This is a genomic window from Geodermatophilus sp. SYSU D00696, assembly GCF_054050235.1.
Genome location: NZ_JBJGYY010000008.1, coordinates 1 through 16,976, shown reverse-complemented (window position 1 = coordinate 16,976; position 16,976 = coordinate 1). Strand labels below are relative to the sequence as shown.

The 16,976-nt window shown below is 71.3% G+C and carries 17 protein-coding genes; 5 read left to right on the top strand and 12 right to left on the bottom strand.

All coding sequences use genetic code 11. The features are described from left to right. Positions 1–89 precede the first annotated feature (89 nt). On the top strand, positions 90–308 hold the full coding sequence (locus ACI79O_RS07085) for a hypothetical protein (protein WP_456873970.1): 219 nt from the start codon (positions 90–92) through the stop codon (positions 306–308). A gap of 13 nt (positions 309–321) precedes the next feature. Here the strand turns inward: ACI79O_RS07085 and ACI79O_RS07080 are convergent, their stop codons facing one another. The 4 genes from ACI79O_RS07080 to ACI79O_RS07065 all read right to left on the bottom strand — a co-directional run bounded on the left by ACI79O_RS07080 (position 322) and on the right by ACI79O_RS07065 (position 5,933). Further along, positions 322–1,368, bottom strand: a complete 1,047-nt coding sequence (locus ACI79O_RS07080; protein ID WP_456888353.1) for a glycoside hydrolase family 6 protein — start codon at positions 1,366–1,368, stop codon at positions 322–324. Then, positions 1,365–3,386: a radical copper oxidase GlxA gene (gene glxA, locus ACI79O_RS07075; protein WP_456888355.1), complete on the bottom strand. Its 2,022-nt coding sequence runs from the start codon at positions 3,384–3,386 to the stop codon at positions 1,365–1,367. Before glxA ends, ACI79O_RS07080 begins: the two co-directional genes overlap by 4 nt. After that, positions 3,383–5,179: a glycosyltransferase family 2 protein gene (locus tag ACI79O_RS07070; RefSeq protein WP_456888357.1), complete on the bottom strand. Its 1,797-nt coding sequence runs from the start codon at positions 5,177–5,179 to the stop codon at positions 3,383–3,385. The genes glxA and ACI79O_RS07070 overlap by 4 nt, the downstream gene beginning before the upstream one ends. Positions 5,180–5,750: 571 nt before the next feature. Next, positions 5,751–5,933, bottom strand: coding sequence for a hypothetical protein (locus tag ACI79O_RS07065; RefSeq protein ID WP_456888359.1), 183 nt, complete (start codon positions 5,931–5,933; stop codon positions 5,751–5,753). A 161-nt stretch (positions 5,934–6,094) separates the two neighbouring features. Here ACI79O_RS07065 and ACI79O_RS07060 point away from each other — a divergent pair, with 161 nt between their 5' ends. After that, the gene (locus ACI79O_RS07060) at positions 6,095–6,604 is read left to right on the top strand and encodes a DinB family protein (protein ID WP_456913671.1); all 510 of its coding nucleotides are present in this window, start codon (positions 6,095–6,097) and stop codon (positions 6,602–6,604) included. A gap of 8 nt (positions 6,605–6,612) precedes the next feature. Then, a complete protein-coding gene (locus ACI79O_RS07055; protein ID WP_456888362.1) occupies positions 6,613–6,819 on the top strand; it encodes a hypothetical protein in 207 nt (68 codons plus the stop codon). A gap of 295 nt (positions 6,820–7,114) precedes the next feature. Here ACI79O_RS07055 and ACI79O_RS07050 read toward each other — a convergent pair whose 3' ends face one another. Both ACI79O_RS07050 and ACI79O_RS07045 read right to left on the bottom strand, forming a co-directional pair. Beyond that, positions 7,115–7,303 carry a hypothetical protein gene (locus ACI79O_RS07050; RefSeq protein ID WP_456888365.1) on the bottom strand — a complete coding sequence of 63 codons (189 nt, stop codon included), beginning with the start codon at positions 7,301–7,303 and terminating at the stop codon, positions 7,115–7,117. Then, on the bottom strand, positions 7,300–7,533 hold the full coding sequence (locus ACI79O_RS07045; RefSeq protein ID WP_456888368.1) for a hypothetical protein: 234 nt from the start codon (positions 7,531–7,533) through the stop codon (positions 7,300–7,302). The genes ACI79O_RS07050 and ACI79O_RS07045 overlap by 4 nt, the downstream gene beginning before the upstream one ends. Positions 7,534–8,015: 482 nt before the next feature. On the opposite strand from ACI79O_RS07045, the gene ACI79O_RS07040 reads away from it, so the two are divergent. Next, entirely contained in the window at positions 8,016–8,705 is a 690-nt protein-coding gene (locus ACI79O_RS07040; protein ID WP_456888370.1) for a hypothetical protein, read from the top strand. A 184-nt stretch (positions 8,706–8,889) separates the two neighbouring features. Here ACI79O_RS07040 and ACI79O_RS07035 read toward each other — a convergent pair whose 3' ends face one another. From ACI79O_RS07035 to ACI79O_RS07010, 6 genes are all read right to left on the bottom strand, one after another. Then, a complete protein-coding gene (locus tag ACI79O_RS07035; RefSeq protein WP_456913670.1) occupies positions 8,890–9,357 on the bottom strand; it encodes a hypothetical protein in 468 nt (155 codons plus the stop codon). Further along, positions 9,354–9,752, bottom strand: a complete 399-nt coding sequence (locus ACI79O_RS07030; RefSeq protein ID WP_456888377.1) for a TadE/TadG family type IV pilus assembly protein — start codon at positions 9,750–9,752, stop codon at positions 9,354–9,356. The genes ACI79O_RS07035 and ACI79O_RS07030 overlap by 4 nt, the downstream gene beginning before the upstream one ends. Then, entirely contained in the window at positions 9,745–9,951 is a 207-nt protein-coding gene (locus ACI79O_RS07025) for a hypothetical protein (protein WP_456873953.1), read from the bottom strand. The genes ACI79O_RS07030 and ACI79O_RS07025 overlap by 8 nt, the downstream gene beginning before the upstream one ends. Before the next feature lie 29 nt (positions 9,952–9,980). After that, entirely contained in the window at positions 9,981–10,922 is a 942-nt protein-coding gene (locus tag ACI79O_RS07020; RefSeq protein ID WP_456913669.1) for a type II secretion system F family protein, read from the bottom strand. A gap of 70 nt (positions 10,923–10,992) precedes the next feature. Further along, positions 10,993–11,850, bottom strand: coding sequence for a type II secretion system F family protein (locus tag ACI79O_RS07015; RefSeq protein WP_456913668.1), 858 nt, complete (start codon positions 11,848–11,850; stop codon positions 10,993–10,995). After that, a complete protein-coding gene (locus ACI79O_RS07010; RefSeq protein WP_456913732.1) occupies positions 11,847–12,434 on the bottom strand; it encodes an ATPase, T2SS/T4P/T4SS family in 588 nt (195 codons plus the stop codon). The genes ACI79O_RS07015 and ACI79O_RS07010 overlap by 4 nt, the downstream gene beginning before the upstream one ends. A gap of 173 nt (positions 12,435–12,607) precedes the next feature. Here ACI79O_RS07010 and ACI79O_RS07005 point away from each other — a divergent pair, with 173 nt between their 5' ends. After that, complete coding sequence (locus tag ACI79O_RS07005) at positions 12,608–16,714, top strand: tetratricopeptide repeat protein (RefSeq protein ID WP_456913667.1); 4,107 nt, start codon at positions 12,608–12,610, stop codon at positions 16,712–16,714. Positions 16,715–16,976 lie beyond the last annotated feature (262 nt).

Sequence of the window (16,976 nt, the reverse complement as noted above, 5' to 3'; positions counted from 1 at the left end):
CCGACCCGTTCCGGCGCCCCGTGACCGCCCTAGCGTGATCACCGGACGCCGATCACCCGGCGCCCGAGGCGCCCACCCAGGGAGTCGCCATGACCACGCCCGTCGACCGCCCGCCCGCCGCGGACGAGGAGACCCAGCGGCCCTCCGACGAACCGGCCACCCCGCTCACCCCCGAGAAGCGCGGCATCGAGGAGCGCAGCTGGGTGCTGTTCGCCGTCGTGGTGGCGTTCATCCTGCTCGCCTTCACCGGGATGATCGTGCTCACCGCGCTCGGCGGCGGCACGGACTACGCGCCCTGGAGCGAGTGACGCACCGGCGGGGTCAGCCGGCCACCAGCTCCAGGGCCGCCTCCGGCCACCACTGACCCGCCGGCGGGCCGCCGCCGCAGGTGCCGTCGGAGTCGCCGGGCTGCTTGATCCACAGCAGTGCGTCCAGGCGGTCGACGTCGGTCGAGGTCGTCGGCGGCTCACCGAGCGTCCGCCCCGGCGGGTTGCACCAGCGGCCCTCGTCGCTGTCGGCGGTCTCCGGCGGGCCGGAACCGTTGCGGCTGGTGTCGACGACGAAGTGCGCCGGCGGCGCTCCCTCGGGGGCGCCCTCCTCGAGCGCCTGCGAGAGCTCCGTCCCGTACTCCGTGCTGGCCGCGGTCGTCTCGTAGTTGGCGACGTTGAGCGAGAACCCGTCGGCCGAGTCGATCCCGCTGCTGCGCAGGGCGTCGGCGAGCACCGGCAGGTCCTGGATCCAGCTGGCGTTGCCGGCGTCGAGGTAGATCCGGGCGCCGGGCTGCCGGTCGAGGATCTCCACCGCCTGGGAGAGCACCTCGTAGCGGGCCGCAGCGTCGAGCCCCGGGCAGCCCACCACGGCCTGCGGGACGGCGTCGGGCTCCAGCACGACGACGGCGGGACGGTCGCCGAGCGCCGCGGCGAAGCTGCCGATCCAGGCGAGGTAGGCGTCGGTGTCGGGGGCGCCGCCGCTGGAGTAGGAGCCGCAGTCGCGTCCCGGCACGTTGTAGGCCACCAGGACCGGCAGCTGCCCGGCCGCGTCGGCGGCCAGCGAGATCTCCTCGACCGCCGGATAGGGGTTGTCGTTCGTGGCGATCCAGGTGGCGGTCGGCTGCTCGGCCAGCTCGGCGAGCGCCTCGGCGTCCTCGGTCCGCCCCTCGGCCCGCGCCTGCTCCACCGCGACGGGTCCGTGGCCCTCGGGGTTGAGCCACAGCTCCTCGCCCGCCAGGGCGCTCCGGCCCTGGCTGTCCTGCTCGGGAGCGGCGGGCTCGGGGTCGGCCGTGCCGCCGCCGCAGGCGACCGCGGTGCCGGCCACGACGGCCAGCACCGCGGCGCGCAGCGACCGCCGGCGCGGGGGTGCTGCGGTCATCCCACGTGCACCCAGCGCGCCGGGGAGGGGACGCCCTCGTCGTCGACCACGACCAACATGTACCAGCCCGAGGGGGTCAGCCCCTCCTCCTCGGGGACGGTCAGCTCGACCGTCCCGCTGCCGCAGCAGCCGTCCGGGCAGGAGCCGCCGCCGTCGGCGGCCTGGTGACCGGCGCCGCCGTGGGCGGCGTGCGCACCGGAGGCGTCCTCGGGGCAGGACCCCGGCCCGACCTCGAGCGCGACGGACCGCTGCTCGGGGTCGGTCTGGTGGGTCACGGCGCTGGGCCGCATCAGCCGGGCCTCGGCGACGCTGCCCTCGGTCTCGACCCGGAAGCTGCTCCCCCGGCCGATCTCCTGCGGGGCCTCGGTGATGGCCGGCCGGTCCCCGGCGAACAGGTAGGGCGGGGAGTAGATCTCGATACGGGTGTCGAACCGGCCGGGGATGGTGTTCTCCTCGTCGGAGAACAGCGGGTCCGAGCCCATGGTCATGACCCGCCCGTCGGGCAGCAGCAGCGCGGTCGCGTGGTAGTTGCGACCCACCTCGTTGGGCGCCGCCTCGTGCAGGTGGCCGCTGTGCGGGTCGTACCGCGTGGTCAGGAACAGGTCGCTCTGCGAGTTGCCGCGGTAGCCGACCGAACCCCCGGTGAGCAGCGTGGTGTCGTCGGGCAGCGTCACCGCGTTGACGTAGCGGGCCGGGCTCGGGTAGTCGACGCCGGCGGGCTCGTAGCGCGGCTCGGGCTCGCTGAGGTCGACGACGTCGAAGCGGGCCGTGGACTCCTCGCTGTCGCCGACGCCGCCACCACCGACGATGCCGACCCGCTGGTCCTGCACCGGCGCGAGCATGAACGAGGTGCTGGTCTCGTTGAACTCCGGGTCGCGCAGGCCCTCGACGTCCTGCCAGCTGTTGTCCCGCAGGTCCCAGATGCCCGGCTGGCGGCCCTCCTCGGCCGGCCCGTAGCCGGTGTTGGAGCCGCTGTAGAACACCCGGTGGCCGTCGGCGAGGCGGAACAGCGCGGGGTAGGTCGGGAAGTAGCGCTCCAGGTCGGGGCGGTTCTCCCAGGTGCGGGTGGCCGGGTCGTAGACCTCGTTGTCGCCGTCGACGACCTGGCCGTACTCGTCGAGGCCGGAGACGGCGAGCACGCCGCCGTCCTCGAGGCCCACGAGCGTCGGGTACCAGCGCGACTCGGTCAGCCGCTCGGTCTCGACGTAGCGCTCACTGGCGACGTCGTACTCGTAGGAGGCGTCGAGGCCGGTGTAGTTCTGCTTGTCCAGGGTGATCGTGTCGCCCTGGCCGTAGAGCGTGGACCGCTCCTCCGGGCTGAACTCCTCGACCTGGAACTGCTGGCCGCCCCGGACGACGGCCTGCTCGCCTTCTTCCTCGGCCTCGATCCACACCTCCATCTCGCCGGCCATGGAGCTGCCGTCGGGCATGAGGTGCGCGGGTGGCACCGTGACCTCCTCGGCGGTCACGTACGCGTTGCCCAGCGCGGTGAAGCGGGTGCCCGCGGGCAGGGTCACCGGGCCGTCGAGGCGCTCGTTCTTGACGGTGAGGACGCCGGCGGCGTGCGTGACGTCGTCGGCGAGGACCTCGTAGTCGCGGGTGCCGCCCGCGACGAGCAGGTTGCCGTTGGGCAGGTAGGCGTGCCCGGAGCAGAACAGGTCCTCCGGCGTCGGGATCTCCTCGGCCTCTCCGCTGACCGGGTCCCAGAGGATGGTCCGGAAGGTGCCGGCCTCGAAGTCGCGGGCGTTGTTGCCCGACCCCGCGATGAGCAGCACGTCGCCGGTGTGGAGCAGGGCGGCGTGCACGGCCTGGCCGCGGTACTCCTCGGGCAGCTCGATGGTCTCCCAGGAGCCGTACTCCGCCTGGTAGTCGGGGCGGCTGCGCTGGTAGTCGGTGTAGACCTCCTCGGCGACGGCCGTCACGACCGGGCCGTTGGCGGCCACCAGCCCGGCCACCGCGGCGGCGACCAGGGCGGCGTTGCGCAGCCGCCGCGCGGGGCGCGGCCTGCGTCGGGTCATCGGGTGCTCTCCTGGGTCTGGGGGACGTCGACGAGCCGGTTGCCGACGAACCGGACGGCCGGCGCGGCGAGGGCCGGCGCCGGGACGACGTCGGGTGCGGGCAGGGCCGGGGCCGGCGTGCGCAGGCGTGCGCGCGCCCGCCCGGCGCTCCAGAGGGCGACCGGCAGCAGGGCCATGGCGAGGCTCAGCAGCGCCCAGACGCGGATGGCCGGGTGGGTGTGGCCGAGCAGTTGCGAGGCCGCGAGCGCGACCACCAGGACGGCGGCCCAGCCCAGGTGCCGGCCGAAGACGCCGAGCCGGTCACCGCTGACCGCGCCCTTGCGGGTGACGTGGAACCCGGTGCTGCGGTTGCGCACCGCGGCGAGGAAGGCGCTGACGTAGATCGGCGCCGACATCACCGAGATGGCCATCCCGCTGACCCCCGAGGACCCCTCCTCCTCGTGCGGGCTGACGTTGTGCTTGCGGTTCCAGAAGTAGACGGCGACCTGCAGCACCGCGGCGTTGACGTAGAGCATCAGCCACAGCTGGGCGGGCACCATCAGGCCCGCGACGCCGGTGAGCAGGTAGGCGACCAGGTTGGTGATGCCGAGCACCCAGCTGATCGCAGCGGCCGGGTAGTACGACATCAGCAGCGCGTAGTGCGTCAGCCGGCGCAACGGCATCCGCGGGACCAGCCGCCAGAACCGGCGGAGGACGACCTCGTCGGTCCCGCGGGCCCAGCGGCCCTGCTGGGTGAAGTAGTCACGCCAGGTGCTCGGGCCCTCGCCGACCGCCAGGACGTCGGGGGTGTACACCGACTTCCACCGCGCCCCGGTCTGTGGGTTGCGGGCGGCGTGCCAGACGAGGCTGGTCGCGGCGTCCTCGGTGATGGAGTCCTGCAGCCCGCCGACGGCCCGCAGCGCCGAGATCCGCACCGCGTTGTTGGTGCCGACGAACATCGCGCTGGTCGACCGGTTCGCCGCCCGCTGCAGGACGCTGTGGAACAGGTACTGCTGGGACTCGGCGGCCCGGGTGACGAGGTTGTCGTAGTTGCCGTAGACCTGCGGCCCCACGACGAAGGCGACGTCGGGGTCGTGGAAGTAGCCCATGAGCCGCTCGGCCATGTTCGGCATCGGCACGTGGTCGGTGTCCACCGACACCCAGAAGTCGTACTCGGCGCCGTGGGCCTCGAGCCAGGCGTTGTAGTTGCCGTGCTTGGTGCGTGCCTTGTGCCGGCCCGAGCTCTGGTTCCACCGCGGCACCCCGGCCCGGCTGAAGTGCCGGACGCCGAGCTCGGCGCACATGGCCCGCACGGCCGGGTCGTCGCCCTCGTCGAGCAGCCAGACGTCGAACGTGCCCTCGTACCGGACGGCGACGGCGGCCTCGAGGGTCCGCCGCACCATCTCGATGGGCTCCGAGCCCGGCACGATCGTGGTGATGAACGCCAGGCGCTGACCGGTCAGCGGGGTCATCGGGACCGGGTCGCGGGCGTTGAGCGTGGCCACGGCCAGGGTGCAGACGTTGAGCAGCCGCAGCCCCTCGATGACGGCGATGCTGCCGATGAGCGCCATGGCCAGGTACGCCTGCCAGCCGCCGGTGAACACCGGGTGGTTGGCCGGCCGCAGCAGGAAGGCGAGGAACAGGACCTCGAAGAGCAGGGCCGTCGACACCAGCAGCCAGGCCCGCACGCGCGCCCCGCCCCGGGTGACCGGGCGGAAGCGGACGCGGTGGTCCGCGGCCGGCTCCTGCAGCGGTCCGGCGAGCTCGCTGAAGTCGTCGTAGGGGTAGTCCGTCCGGGTGTCGAGGTCAGCCACGCCGGGACGTGACCGGGAGGCTGCCTCCTTCCCGGAGGGCGACCGACGACGACGGCACGCGGCACGACGGAGGAGCTGTGACAGGCAAGAGCGAACCCATTCGTCGGTGGAGCGGTCCGGGCGCGCGCACACGGCGCAGCGCCCGGCGGACAGGCAGGACCAGAGGACCCGCGGTACGGGGCCGGCCGGGGCTGCCGTCCGTGGCAGGCTCCGGCGCCCGGTGCCGCACCCGCGCGCCGCTGCGCGGGGTCGGGGGGAGCCGATCGGTCCTCTCGCTGGCACCCGGTCGGGCGCCTGACGCACCGTAAGCGCGCTAGATCGTCAGATGCCGCACCGATCGGGGGAACCTGCGCTTGGACCCGCTCTACGCGGGGTGTCGCGCACGAGTTAGTCGGTTGTCATCACCCTTCGTGACGATTGTGGAGATCACGAGAGTGGCTCTCGTCACTCCCCGAACACGAAAGGGGGATGTCCGGGCTCCGGGCGGCGCGGGTCGCGACCCCGGCATCGGCCGGCCGGACCCGCCGTCGCGGCCCGTGGGGACGGCTCGGACGACCCTCCTCGTGGCGGGTCACTGCTGGGCGGCGAACCGGTCCTCGAGGAGGCGGTTGACACTGCGCTCCGCCTCGTCGACGGCGCGGCTGTTCTCCGCGCTCGGGCACCGGTCCCACGAGCTGCGGGCGACGCCGAGCGCGATGTAGGCGACCGAGATGTCGAGGTCGAGCTGGTCGATGCTGGTGATGGTCGGGCTCATGACGACCTCCTGGCCAACGGTGCCTGTGAGCTGCACGTTAGGACGCAGGTATGACGGTTCTGATACGCCGGGGTCATCGGCGGATGCCGATCCGTTCCGTCCGGCACTCCCTCCCCCTAGCGTCGGCACCGACCAGTCCGAGGACGGCGGAAGGGGACCCCATGACCGGCTCGACCACCCTCACCCGCGAGCGGGCCGACCTGATCGAGTCGCTGCGGCGGCACCGGGCGTTCCTGCGCTTCACCGTCCGCGATCTCACCGACGAGCAGACGACGCGGCGGCCGACCGTCAGCGCGCTCAACCTGGCCGGGCTGATCAAGCACGTGGCGGCCACGGAGGCCGGCTGGGTGCGGTTCGCCGAGGGCGGCGCCGAGGCGATGCACCGCAACTGGGGCCCCGACGCCGCGACCCGGCACTGGCACCTCGCGCCCGGCGAGACGCTGGCCGGCGTGCTGGCCGACTACGAGGAGGTCGCCCGGCACACCGACGAGCTCGTCGCCACGCTCGACCTGGACGCCGAGCACGCGCTGCCGGAGGCGCCCTGGTTCGAGCCGGGCGCCAGCTGGTCGGTCCGGCGCGTGTTCCTCCACGTCATCGCGGAGACCGCCCAGCACGCCGGTCACGCCGACATCCTGCGGGAGTCGATCGACGGCCAGAAGACGATGGGCTGACCTCCGACATGTCGGGGGACGTCCACCGGCGCGCCGAGGAGACCGGCGAGGGCCTGGAGGAGCCGGTGCCGGCGGGGGTCGTCGAGGACGCCGGTGGGCAACGGCCGGCCGCCGTGGTGTCGGAGGTCCGGGCACACCTGGAGCGCGGCGCCGGTGCGGGGTTCAGCACGTTCTCGTCGGCCGACGTGGTCCGCGCCGACCGCGACAGCGGGTGAAGGTGCTCGACGCGTCCGCCAGCGCGAGGCGACATCGGATTTCCGGCGCTCAAGTCAGGGACGGTTCAGGGTCACCGGTACCGCGCTGGTCCATCTGCCACGCGGCGAGAGCCTGCGCGAAGGGGCTGAAGAACCACGCTGCAGCGACGACGCACACCAGGGACCGACTGCGTGCGCGGCTGCAACCCCTGGTGCCCGGCGGGTGATGGCCCCCCGACGCGCACCCGCTCGTGAAGGCCACACACAGGAGCGTCATCGGGGCGAAGACCATCGACAGCACGCCACCCAGGTGCAGCTATCCACCGACGTACGGGACCGTCGTCGGCCACAGGTCCTTGGGGTCGTGGTAGCCGCCTCCGACCTCGGCCAACGGGAAGCGATCGAGGTCGTTGACGAAGTAGGGCAGCACGACGAGCGTGGCGTACGCCGCGACAGACGCGATGGCGAGAGCGGCCAGCCAGACAGCACCGCGGACGGTGGTCACTCATCCGTCACCTTGCCGTCGACCTTCTCGGTCCTCCTTCTCCGCCCTCTCCTGGATGGCGACAGGTCCAATTGCCCGTTGAGGATCCGCAGCCGCCCCTCGGTCAGCGGGGTCCTGTCCGCCTCCCGGTACACCGCGTACTTCTGCTCGAGCTCAGCTGGGACGCGACGCTCTTCCGCTGCATGGTGCATGTCCTGGCGGTCCTCGTCGGTGATCCAGACGATCGCCATGGCGCACGCCAGGCCATTAGGCCCAATCGAGCCGCGTCACCTTGCTCACACCTGGGTGTCAGCTCAGCGAGCATGCGGCACCCGCCCAGTTCCTTGAGCAACACCACGTGGTCGAGGGCGGAGGTCGTTGAGGCCGAAGCGACGCGACCAAGCCCGATGCCGATCACACGCGCGCTCGTGGCTGATGGCTCTTGGCATGTCCTGCGGCCCGCCTGCGGACCAACGAGACAGGTCACGCCTCGGAGCCCAGCAGGGCAAGCGCCCTGCCAGTAACGCGCAATCGGAACGGTGACGCCCTGGTGACGGACCCGTGACGCCAGGTCGGCCAATATCACGTTGCCTATTAGTGAAGGCGTTGAACGGACGACCACGGCGTCGTCCTCACCCTTTCCGGATGCCACGGGAGCGGAATGGTGACTGATCAGGGCCAGTCTGTCGGACCGGCAACGAAGTCGCGTTGGCTGACTTCGGAGAAGGTCGCCGTGTATCTGATCGCCCCGCTACTCGTCGCTCTGGTGGCCGCAGCATTCACGTGGTGGATGAGTCGACCGCGCACCGAGCTCGAGATCGTCGACATTGCGGTGCAAGACGGCTCCATCGCGGTCGGCCAACGAGAAGGCGAATTCAAGATAGTGGCACCCCGATTGCAGGTCGTATTACGCAATGTCGGTGATCAGGTCTCCGTAGTGGATGGCGCGCGGCTTCAGATTCTCGACCATGCCTTCTTCGACGTTTGCGAAGCTGGCGGCGCGCTGATGGTCAGCCAGACGTATGACGTGACGCTGCCCCTTGACCCGCAGCCCAATCAGATCCTGGACGTTGACGTCGCCCAGGAGATCGAACCCGGCCAAGCCGATCGGTTCGAATTCTCCATGCAGGTGCCCGAGCCTGAGAACGTAGTGGGCACTCACATGTACAGAGTGCAGATATCTCTGACCCGTGATGGCAACTCCGATGTACTCGACGCAGGCGTGGCCATCCTCGGCGCCCCTCATATGGCAATTGATGCCTTGTGGGTTACGGACGAAGACCTTGAGATCCCCGGGCCCGTCGGAGCGTGCTACCGCGACCTACACGAAGAGTATCTACGAGTGCAGCAGTGGGAAGGTGAGAAGTCGCAGCAACTCGGGACTGCACCTGACGACATCCTGCGCGACGAACCGCCAAACTGAGGGCACCGTCGTGCGGCATTCATCCCTTCACGTCGTTCTTTTAGCGGTTGGTGGACCTGCGCGGTGACATGACCGCCCACAACGCCTGGTACGTCGCGCTGGCCGAGGCTCTGGGCGCACCGCTGATCACCGCTGCGCAGTTCTCAGTCCCGAGGAGGCACTCGGCCGCTGAGCCGTGGACGGCTCAGCGGTCGACGTAGCGGTCGGTCTCGACGACGAACTGGCCGGTGGCGGTGTTGGCGTCGACGAACTCCGGCAGCAGCGGGATCCGCACGGTCACCGTGGCGCACACCGAGAACTCCTCCCCCGGCGCCAGCGTGGGCACGTACCCGCCGGCCGACCCGCACGCAGCGCCAGCCGGGACGTAGGCCAGCCGCACGTCAGACGCCTCCACCGACTGGTCGGCCACCGCCAACTGCGCGGCCCGCTCGGCCCGCGCCAGCCCGGAGACGGCGTCCGGCGCGGTGGCCAGCGCGCGGCCGGCCTCCCGCGCGGCCGCGGTCGCGGCGAACACCCCGCGCTGCACCGCGGAGAACCCGGCCACCACGTACACCAGCGGCACGAACACCACCAGCGCCACGAACACGAACTCCACCAGAGCCGAGCCCCGCTCCCCGGCGACCTGCCCGAGCCGGGCGCGCAGCCACCTCACGCCGCCTCCTCCACCGCCCGGCCGGTGACCTCCAGCGGCAGCACGTCACCCAGCCCGGCCAGCAGCGTCGGCACCGCGCCGGTGCAGCGCACCGTCACCAGCACCAGCCCGGTCGGGTCGACCTCCTCCGCGGCGGTGCACACCAGCCCCTCGGCGGTGCCGGTCGACGTCGCCCGGGCCACCGTCGCCAGCGCCCGGCCGGTCGCCGCCGACGTCGGCACGTCGGCGTTGGCCGCGTACCGGGCACCCTCCTGCGCGCTGGCGGTCACCACGTTGCGCACGTGCACGTAGACCGCCACCTGCAGCACCGCCAGCAGCAGCACCACGACCAGCACCGACACCAGCACGAAGTCGACGACGGCGCCGCCTCTCTCGGGGTCCCGCCGTTCAGCCACCGGCCGTGACGGAGGCCAGCGCGTTCTGCACCGCCGACACGATCGCCTCGCGGAACGGCACCAGGATCGCCAGCACCAGCGCCGCGGTCATCACGGTGATCATCACCCAGCCGGGCACGTCGCCCCGCTCGGGATCGTCCTCCCGGAGCCGCGCGGCCAGTGCCGCCGTGAGCGTGAGAAGCCAGGCCAGGGCCCGCATCCGTCGTCCTCCTCGGGTTGTGCCGGCGCTCAGCGCGCCAGCGAGACGATGCTGATTAGCCCCGGGAACAGGGCGAACAGGACGGTGACCGGCAGCACCAGGAAGACGACCGGCACCATCATGGCGATCTCCTTGCGGCCGCCGGCCTCCAGCAGCTGGCGCTTGCCGGCCTCCCGGACGTCGGCGGCCTGTGCGCGCAGCACCTCGGCCAGCGGGGTGCCGCGTTCGATGGCGACGAGCAGGCCGTCGACGAAGCGGGCCAGCGCGTCGACCGACGTCCGGTCGGCCACCTCCTGCAGCGCCTGCACCAGCGGGACGCCGGCGCGGGCCCGGCCGAGGGCACCGCCGAGCTCGCTGGCCAGCTCGCCGCCGGACAGCCGCGAGACCCGGGCGATGGCCGCGGTCGGGCTCTCCCCCGCGGTGACCGCCAGTGCCAGCAGCTCGGCGACCACCGGGAACTCCGCGAGCAGCAACTCCTCGCGGCGGCGTACCTGCTGGGTCAGCCACCAGTCCCGCCCCAGGACGCCGCCGAGCAGCCCGCCCAGGCACAGCAGCGCGACCGACAGCACGTTGACGCTGCCGGCCAGCAGCGACGAGACGCCGGCCAGCAGCGCCGCGCCGAGCAGGCCGAGCCCGCCCCAGACCACCTGCTCGACGCGCAGGTCCTCGACGGTCTGCTCCGCACCCAGGGCGTCGAGCCGGCGCCGGACCGCGGAGCGGCCGCCGAGCACCCGGTCGACCAGCCGCGCCCCGTCGGCGACCAGCGGGCCGAACACCCGACGCACGGCGACCAGCAGACCCGGCTCGGTCGCCGTCCCGAGCAGCCGCGACGGCGGCGGGGTGTCGTGGATGTACGGCGCCAGCCGGTCGACCAGCCGCACCGACCGGAACGGCGGCGCGAAGCCGACCACCAGCAGCAGGCCCGAGGAGGCCGCCAACCCGAGCAGCATGCCCGTCGAGGAGGCGCTCACGACGACACCCCGCCGCTCCGCGGCCCGTTCGCTCCGCTCCTCGCTCGCTGGCGCTCGCTGCGATGCTCGCTCACTGCAGCACCCGCACGTCCTGCGGCAGCCGCCCGATCCGCATCATGAGCCGGTAGGCCACCAGACAGACCACGCCGCCGCCGAGCAGCAGCGCCGTGCCCAGCGGCGAGTCGTAGGCCGCCAGCGTCGTCGACTGGGTGGCCAGCAGCAGCAGGACCGCCCAGGGCGCGCCGACGGCCAGCCTGGCGGCCTGCACGACCCAGCCCTGCCGGGTCTCCAGCTCGGCGCGGGCGCGGGCGTCCTCGCGCAGGAAGGTCGCCAGGGTCCGCAGCACCCGGCCGAGATCGGAGCCGCCGACCTCGCGCGCCACGCGCAGCGTCTCGACGATGCGGTCGCCCACCGGGTCGGCGAGGTCGGCCTTGAGCCGGTCGAGGCTCTCGCCGAACCGGCCGCTGGACCGGTGGTCGGCGGCGAAGCGGGCGAACGGCGGGCGCAGCACCTCCGGCCCGCGGACGGCCAGGGCCGACAGCGCCTCGGGCAGCGACAGCCCGGCCCGCACGGCCGACGCCAGGTTGTCCACGACCTCCGGCCACACCTCCCGCAGGTCGGCGCGGCGGCGGGCGGCCAGCCGGCGCACCTGTACGTGCGGCAGCACGAACCCGAACACGCCGAAGGCGAGGCTCACGCTGACCGTGCCGGTGGTGAGGAGGACGACGACGGTGGCCAGCAGCCCGAGCCCGGCCTGCAGCGCCACGAGCTGGGCGGGGTTGATGCCGGTCAGGCCGGCCTCGGCGAGCAGCCGGGCCCGGCGGCCGGGCGGGCGGGGGCCGGAGCGACGCTGCGGCGCCCGCGGCCCGCTGCGCCAGACCAGCAGCAGGCCGACACCCAGCAGCAGCCCCAGGAGGGCACCGGTCACCGGCGCGCCTCCAGCAGCGCGGGCAGGTCGAACCCGGCGGCGGCGAAGCGGTCGGCGTGTGGCGGGAAGCCCTCGGCCCGGACCAGCCGGCCCTCGCGGGTGGTGAAGACGTCGGCCAGCTCGACCACGCCGCCTTCGGCGCGCCCGGGCACCGCCACGATCTCGCGGACCCGCCGCTGCCCCGAGGCCTCGGTGGCCACGTGCACGACCAGGTCGACGCTCGCGGCCACGGTCGGGACGACGAAGGCGTGGCCGATGTTGTCGCCGGCCAGCAGCGGGAGCGTGCACATCTTGACCACGGCCTCGCGGGCGCTGTTGGCGTGCAGCGTGCACATGCCGGGCAGGCCGCTGTTGAGCGCGATGAGCAGATCGAGGCACTCCTCCTGCCGCACCTCGCCGACGACGATCCGCGAGGGCCGCATCCGCAGCGCCTCCTTGACCAGCCGGCGCAACGGGATCTCCCCGGCTCCCTCGAGGTTGGGCTGGCGGGTCTGCATCGCGACGACGTCGGGCAGCGGGACCCGCAACTCGAAGACCTCCTCGCAGGTGATCACCCGCTCCCGTGCCGGGATCGCCGCGCACAGCGTGTTGAGCAGTCACAACTGTACGGCCCGACATGGGTTACACCGCGTGGCCGCAGCCTGAGCCTGCCTGATGCCGAATCCTGTGAGCACACGTTGGTTCCGCCGTCAGCGCGGCCTCGGCCCAGGGGACACAACAGCTTCCCGACCCGGGCTTGATGCGGTTTGCTTGTTCGGTGGCTGCCACAGAAGGCGCCCGGTGGCGGGTCTTCATTTCGCATACCGCCGAGCTCCGGGAGTTTCCGCGAGGATCGTCCTACGTCGACGCGGTGGAGCGGGCGATCTCTGCCGCCGGGCACGTGATCGTCGACATGGCCGACTTTCCCGCCGCGGATCTGGCCCCCGCACAGGTGTGTATCGACCGGGTGCAGGGGTGTGACGTCTTTGTGGGGGTGCTGGGCACCCGGTACGGCTCCCCGGTGCGCGACAGGCCGGAGGTGTCGTACACCGAGTTGGAGTTCGACACCGCCACCCACGCGAATTTAGACCGGTTGGTATTCCTGCTGGACACCGATGCCGTCAACCTAGGCATTCCGCTGTCGAAGCTAATCGATGCGGAGTTCGGGGCTCGCCAGGACGCCTTTCGTCGCCGCGTGCGTAAAAGCCAGTTGACCACGCAGTCCTTCGCCAACCCCGATCAGCTAGCGCGACTGGTGGAACGGTCGCTGCGGGAGCTGGCCGAGACGCGCCAACGGCAGCGCAGCGGCCTCGTAAGGGAGCAGGTACCGGCCGAGCCGCAGCCAGTCAGGTCATCAAAGTTTCTCAACCCACCCCCGGCAACGGCGCCTGCCTGGTTCCAGGATCGGCAGGTCGAGACGGGGCTGCTGGCCCGCTACATCACCGATCCGGCAATCCGCATGGTGACAGTGGTCGGCCGCGGTGGAATCGGCAAGACCGCGATGGTGTGCCGGCTACTGAAGGGTCTGGAGACGGGCCGCGTTCCCGACTTGGAGGGCGACGTCGCCGAGATCACAGTGGGGGGAATCATTTATCTAAGCCGCAACAGCGTACACAAAGTGGATTACCCAACCCTCGTAGCGGATCTGATGCAGCTGGCGCCGGCCAGCGAGGCACAGCGACTGCAGAACTTGTATCAGGACCCGCACCACACGCCGGCGGAGATGATGCTTGCGTTGCTGGAGGCCTTTCCGGTTGCTGAGCCAGTGGTGGTACTGCTGGACAATCTCGAGTCGGTGATGAATACCGAGCGGGAGACCCTCGACGAGGTGGCCCTGCACGAGGCGTTGAGCGCGGTGCTCAGCGCGGCGGCGCACGCGGTCACCGTGGTCGTCACAACGCGGGTGCGTCCGACGGCACTGCTGCAGGTCGAGCCGGCCCGCCAGCGCCAGCTGCGATTGGAGGAGGGCCTGGGCTCGCCGGAGGCCGAGACGGTGCTGCGAGAGCTCGACGACAACGGTCACCTCGGGCTACGTGATGCGCCCGAGGCGGTGCTCGACGGGCTGCGCCAGCACACCCGCGGATTTCCCCGGGCGCTGGAGGCGGTCAAGGCCATTCTCGACGCCGATGACACGCTCAGCCCGCGGGACCTGCTGAACCGCACCCGCCACCTGCCCGAGGACCAGGTCGTCGAAGTGTTGGTCGGGGAGGCGTACCAATTGTTGGATCCACCAGCGCAGCAGGTGATGCAGGTCTTGTCGGTCTTTCCCGCGCCGGTCTCGGAGGTCGGGGTCGACTTCCTGCTGCGACCGGTTAACCCCACCACGAATGCCGCACCCATCCTCTCCCGGCTGGTCCGCCGGCAGCTGGTGCGCTTCCAGGACGGGCATTACTACCTGCACCCGGTCGACCGGGACTACGCGCGCAGCCATCTACGGTCCGGGAGCCCCGGTGACTCGGCCGCGACGTTCACCTTGACGGGCCTCCAAGCCGGCGCCGCGGACTACTACACCCAAATTCGCACGCCGCGAGAGTCCTGGCGCACCCTTAATGACCTTCAGCCACAGCTGGCCGAGTTCGGATTGCGCTGCGCCACGGGCGACTATGACACCGCCGCCACCGTCCTGGCCGACATCGACTTCGAGTACCTCCAACGGTGGGGCCACTACCGCACTCTCGTGGACCTGCACGAGGTGATCCACGAGCGGATCACCGACTCATCCATAAACCTTAATCACCTGCTCAACCTGGGCAACTCCCGGGGCGCGTTGGGTGACTATCGGCAGGCCATCGACCTGTACACCCAGGCCCTAGCCATCGCCCGGGAGATCGGCGACCGCTTCAGCGAGGCCAGCGCGCTGGGCGGCCTGGGGAGCATCCATTCCGCGGTAGGTCACTATCGGCAGGCCATCGACCTGTCCACCCAGGCCCTGGCCATCGCCCGGGAGATCGGCGACCGCTTGAGCGAGGGCAGCATGCTGGGCAACCTGGGGAACGCCCACTTCATGTTGGACGACTACCGGCAGGCCATCGACCTGTACACCCAGGCCCTGACCATCGCCCGGGAGATCGACGACCCCTCCGGCGAGATCTTCACGCTGAGGGGCCTGGGGAGCATCCATTCCGCGGTAGGTCACTATCGGCAGGCCATCGACCTGTACACCCAGGCCCTGGCCATCGCCCGGGAGATCGGCGACCGCTCGAGCGAGGGCGGCATGCTGGGCAACCTGGGGAACGCCCACTTCATGTTGGACGACTACCGGCAGGCCATCGACCTGTACACCCAGGCCCTGACCATCACCCGGGAGATCGGCAACCGCTCCGGCGAGATCTTCACGCTGAGCGGCCTGGGGGGCATCCATTCCGCGGTAGGTCACTATCGGCAGGCCATCGACCTGTACACCCAGGCCCTGACCATCGCCCGGGAGATCGGCAACCGCTCGAGCGAGGGCAGCGCACTGGACGGCCTGGGGAACGCCCACAGCCAGTTGGGTGACTACCGGCAGGCCATCGACCTGTTCACCCAGGAACTGGCCATCACCCGGGAGATCGGCAACCGCTCCGGCGAGATCTTCGCGCTGAGGGGCCTGGGAAACGGCCACAGCCAGTCGGGTGACTACCGGCAGGCCATCGACCTGTACACCCAGGCCCTGGCCATCGCCCGGGAGATCGGCGACCGCTTCGGCGAGGGCAGCGCACTGGACGGCCTGGGGAACGCCCACAGCCAGTTGGGTGACTACCGGCAGGCCATCGACCTGTTCACCCAGGAACTGGCCATCACCCGGGAGATCGGCGACCGCTCCGGCGAGATCTTCGCGCTGAGGGGCCTGGGGAACGCCCAGACCGCGTTGGGTGACTACCGGCAGGCCATCGACCTGTTCACCCAGGCCCTGGCCATCGCCCGGGAGATCGGCGACCGCTCCGGCGAGGGCAGCGCACTGGACGGCCTGGGGAACGCCCACAGCCAGTTGGGTGACTACCGGCAGGCCATCGACCTGTACACCCAGGAACTGGCCATCACCCGGGAGATCGGCGACCGCTCCGGCGAGATCTTCGCGCTGAGCGGCCTGGGGAACGCCCAGACCGCGTTGGGTGACTACCGGCAGGCCATCGACCTGTACACCCAGGCCCTGGCCATCGCCCGGGAGATCGGCGACCGCTCCGGCGAGGGCAGCGCACTGGACGGCCTGGGGAACGCCTACAGCCAGTCGGGTGACTACCGGCAGGCCATCGACCTGTACACCCAGGCCCTGGCCATCGCCCGGGAGATCGGCGACCGCTCCGGCGAGAGCGCCTCGCTGAGTGGCCTGGGCCGGGCCTGGTTGGCATTCGGGGATCCGCGCCAAGCTGGACCGCTCCTTCAGCAGGCGGCAGGTATTGCGGACCTCACCGGCGACATCGGGTTGGCAGCCACGGCTGGGTCTGGCTTGGCGCGGGTCCACCTCGAGATGGGTGATCCGGCGATGGCGCTCGACGCGACGGTCGCGGCGCGCGACCTGTCGAATCCCACCGAGAAGCCGATCATTCGGCTGCTAGCCGGGGTGGCCCTATTGCAGCTGAACCGCGTCGAGGAGGGCGTGCGGGCGTTCACAACTGCGCTCACGGCTGCCGATGCACTGCTAATCCCTAAAGAAAACAAGCGCGCTGATGTACTCGAGGTCCGAGCCCTGGCGCTGGCCGGACTGGCTGCTACCGGCGACACCGACCGGCAGCGAGCGTTGGAGGCGATGGAGGCGTTCGCCCGGTCATGTAGTGCGGCCAGTGCTGCAGGCTTGCTCGCGGACGCCGAGAGCCTGCTCGACCAATTGGCTGCCCACGCTGAGGGCATGGCCCTCACCGAGGTTCGCGCGGTTCTCGCCAGGTACGGAGACGCATTACAGGCCTAGCCGGGCTGGGTGCGGCGCGTGGTCACGAAGGCGACCTAGGCGACTCGTCAGCGGCCACGCCAGCTTCCCAGCCCTAATTGTGGCAGTCTGCCGTCCGTGACTGAGCCGTCCACTTCGTCGGTCGTGGAATGGGCGTGGCAGCGGCAGAGTGTGTGGTCGCAGGCGGCGGATCAGTTGAAGGCCGGGCCCAGCCGCGCCCGGCGGCTCCTGCTCCTGCTCACCACTGCCGGCGCAGCCATGGCCCTGGCCGGCAATCAACTGG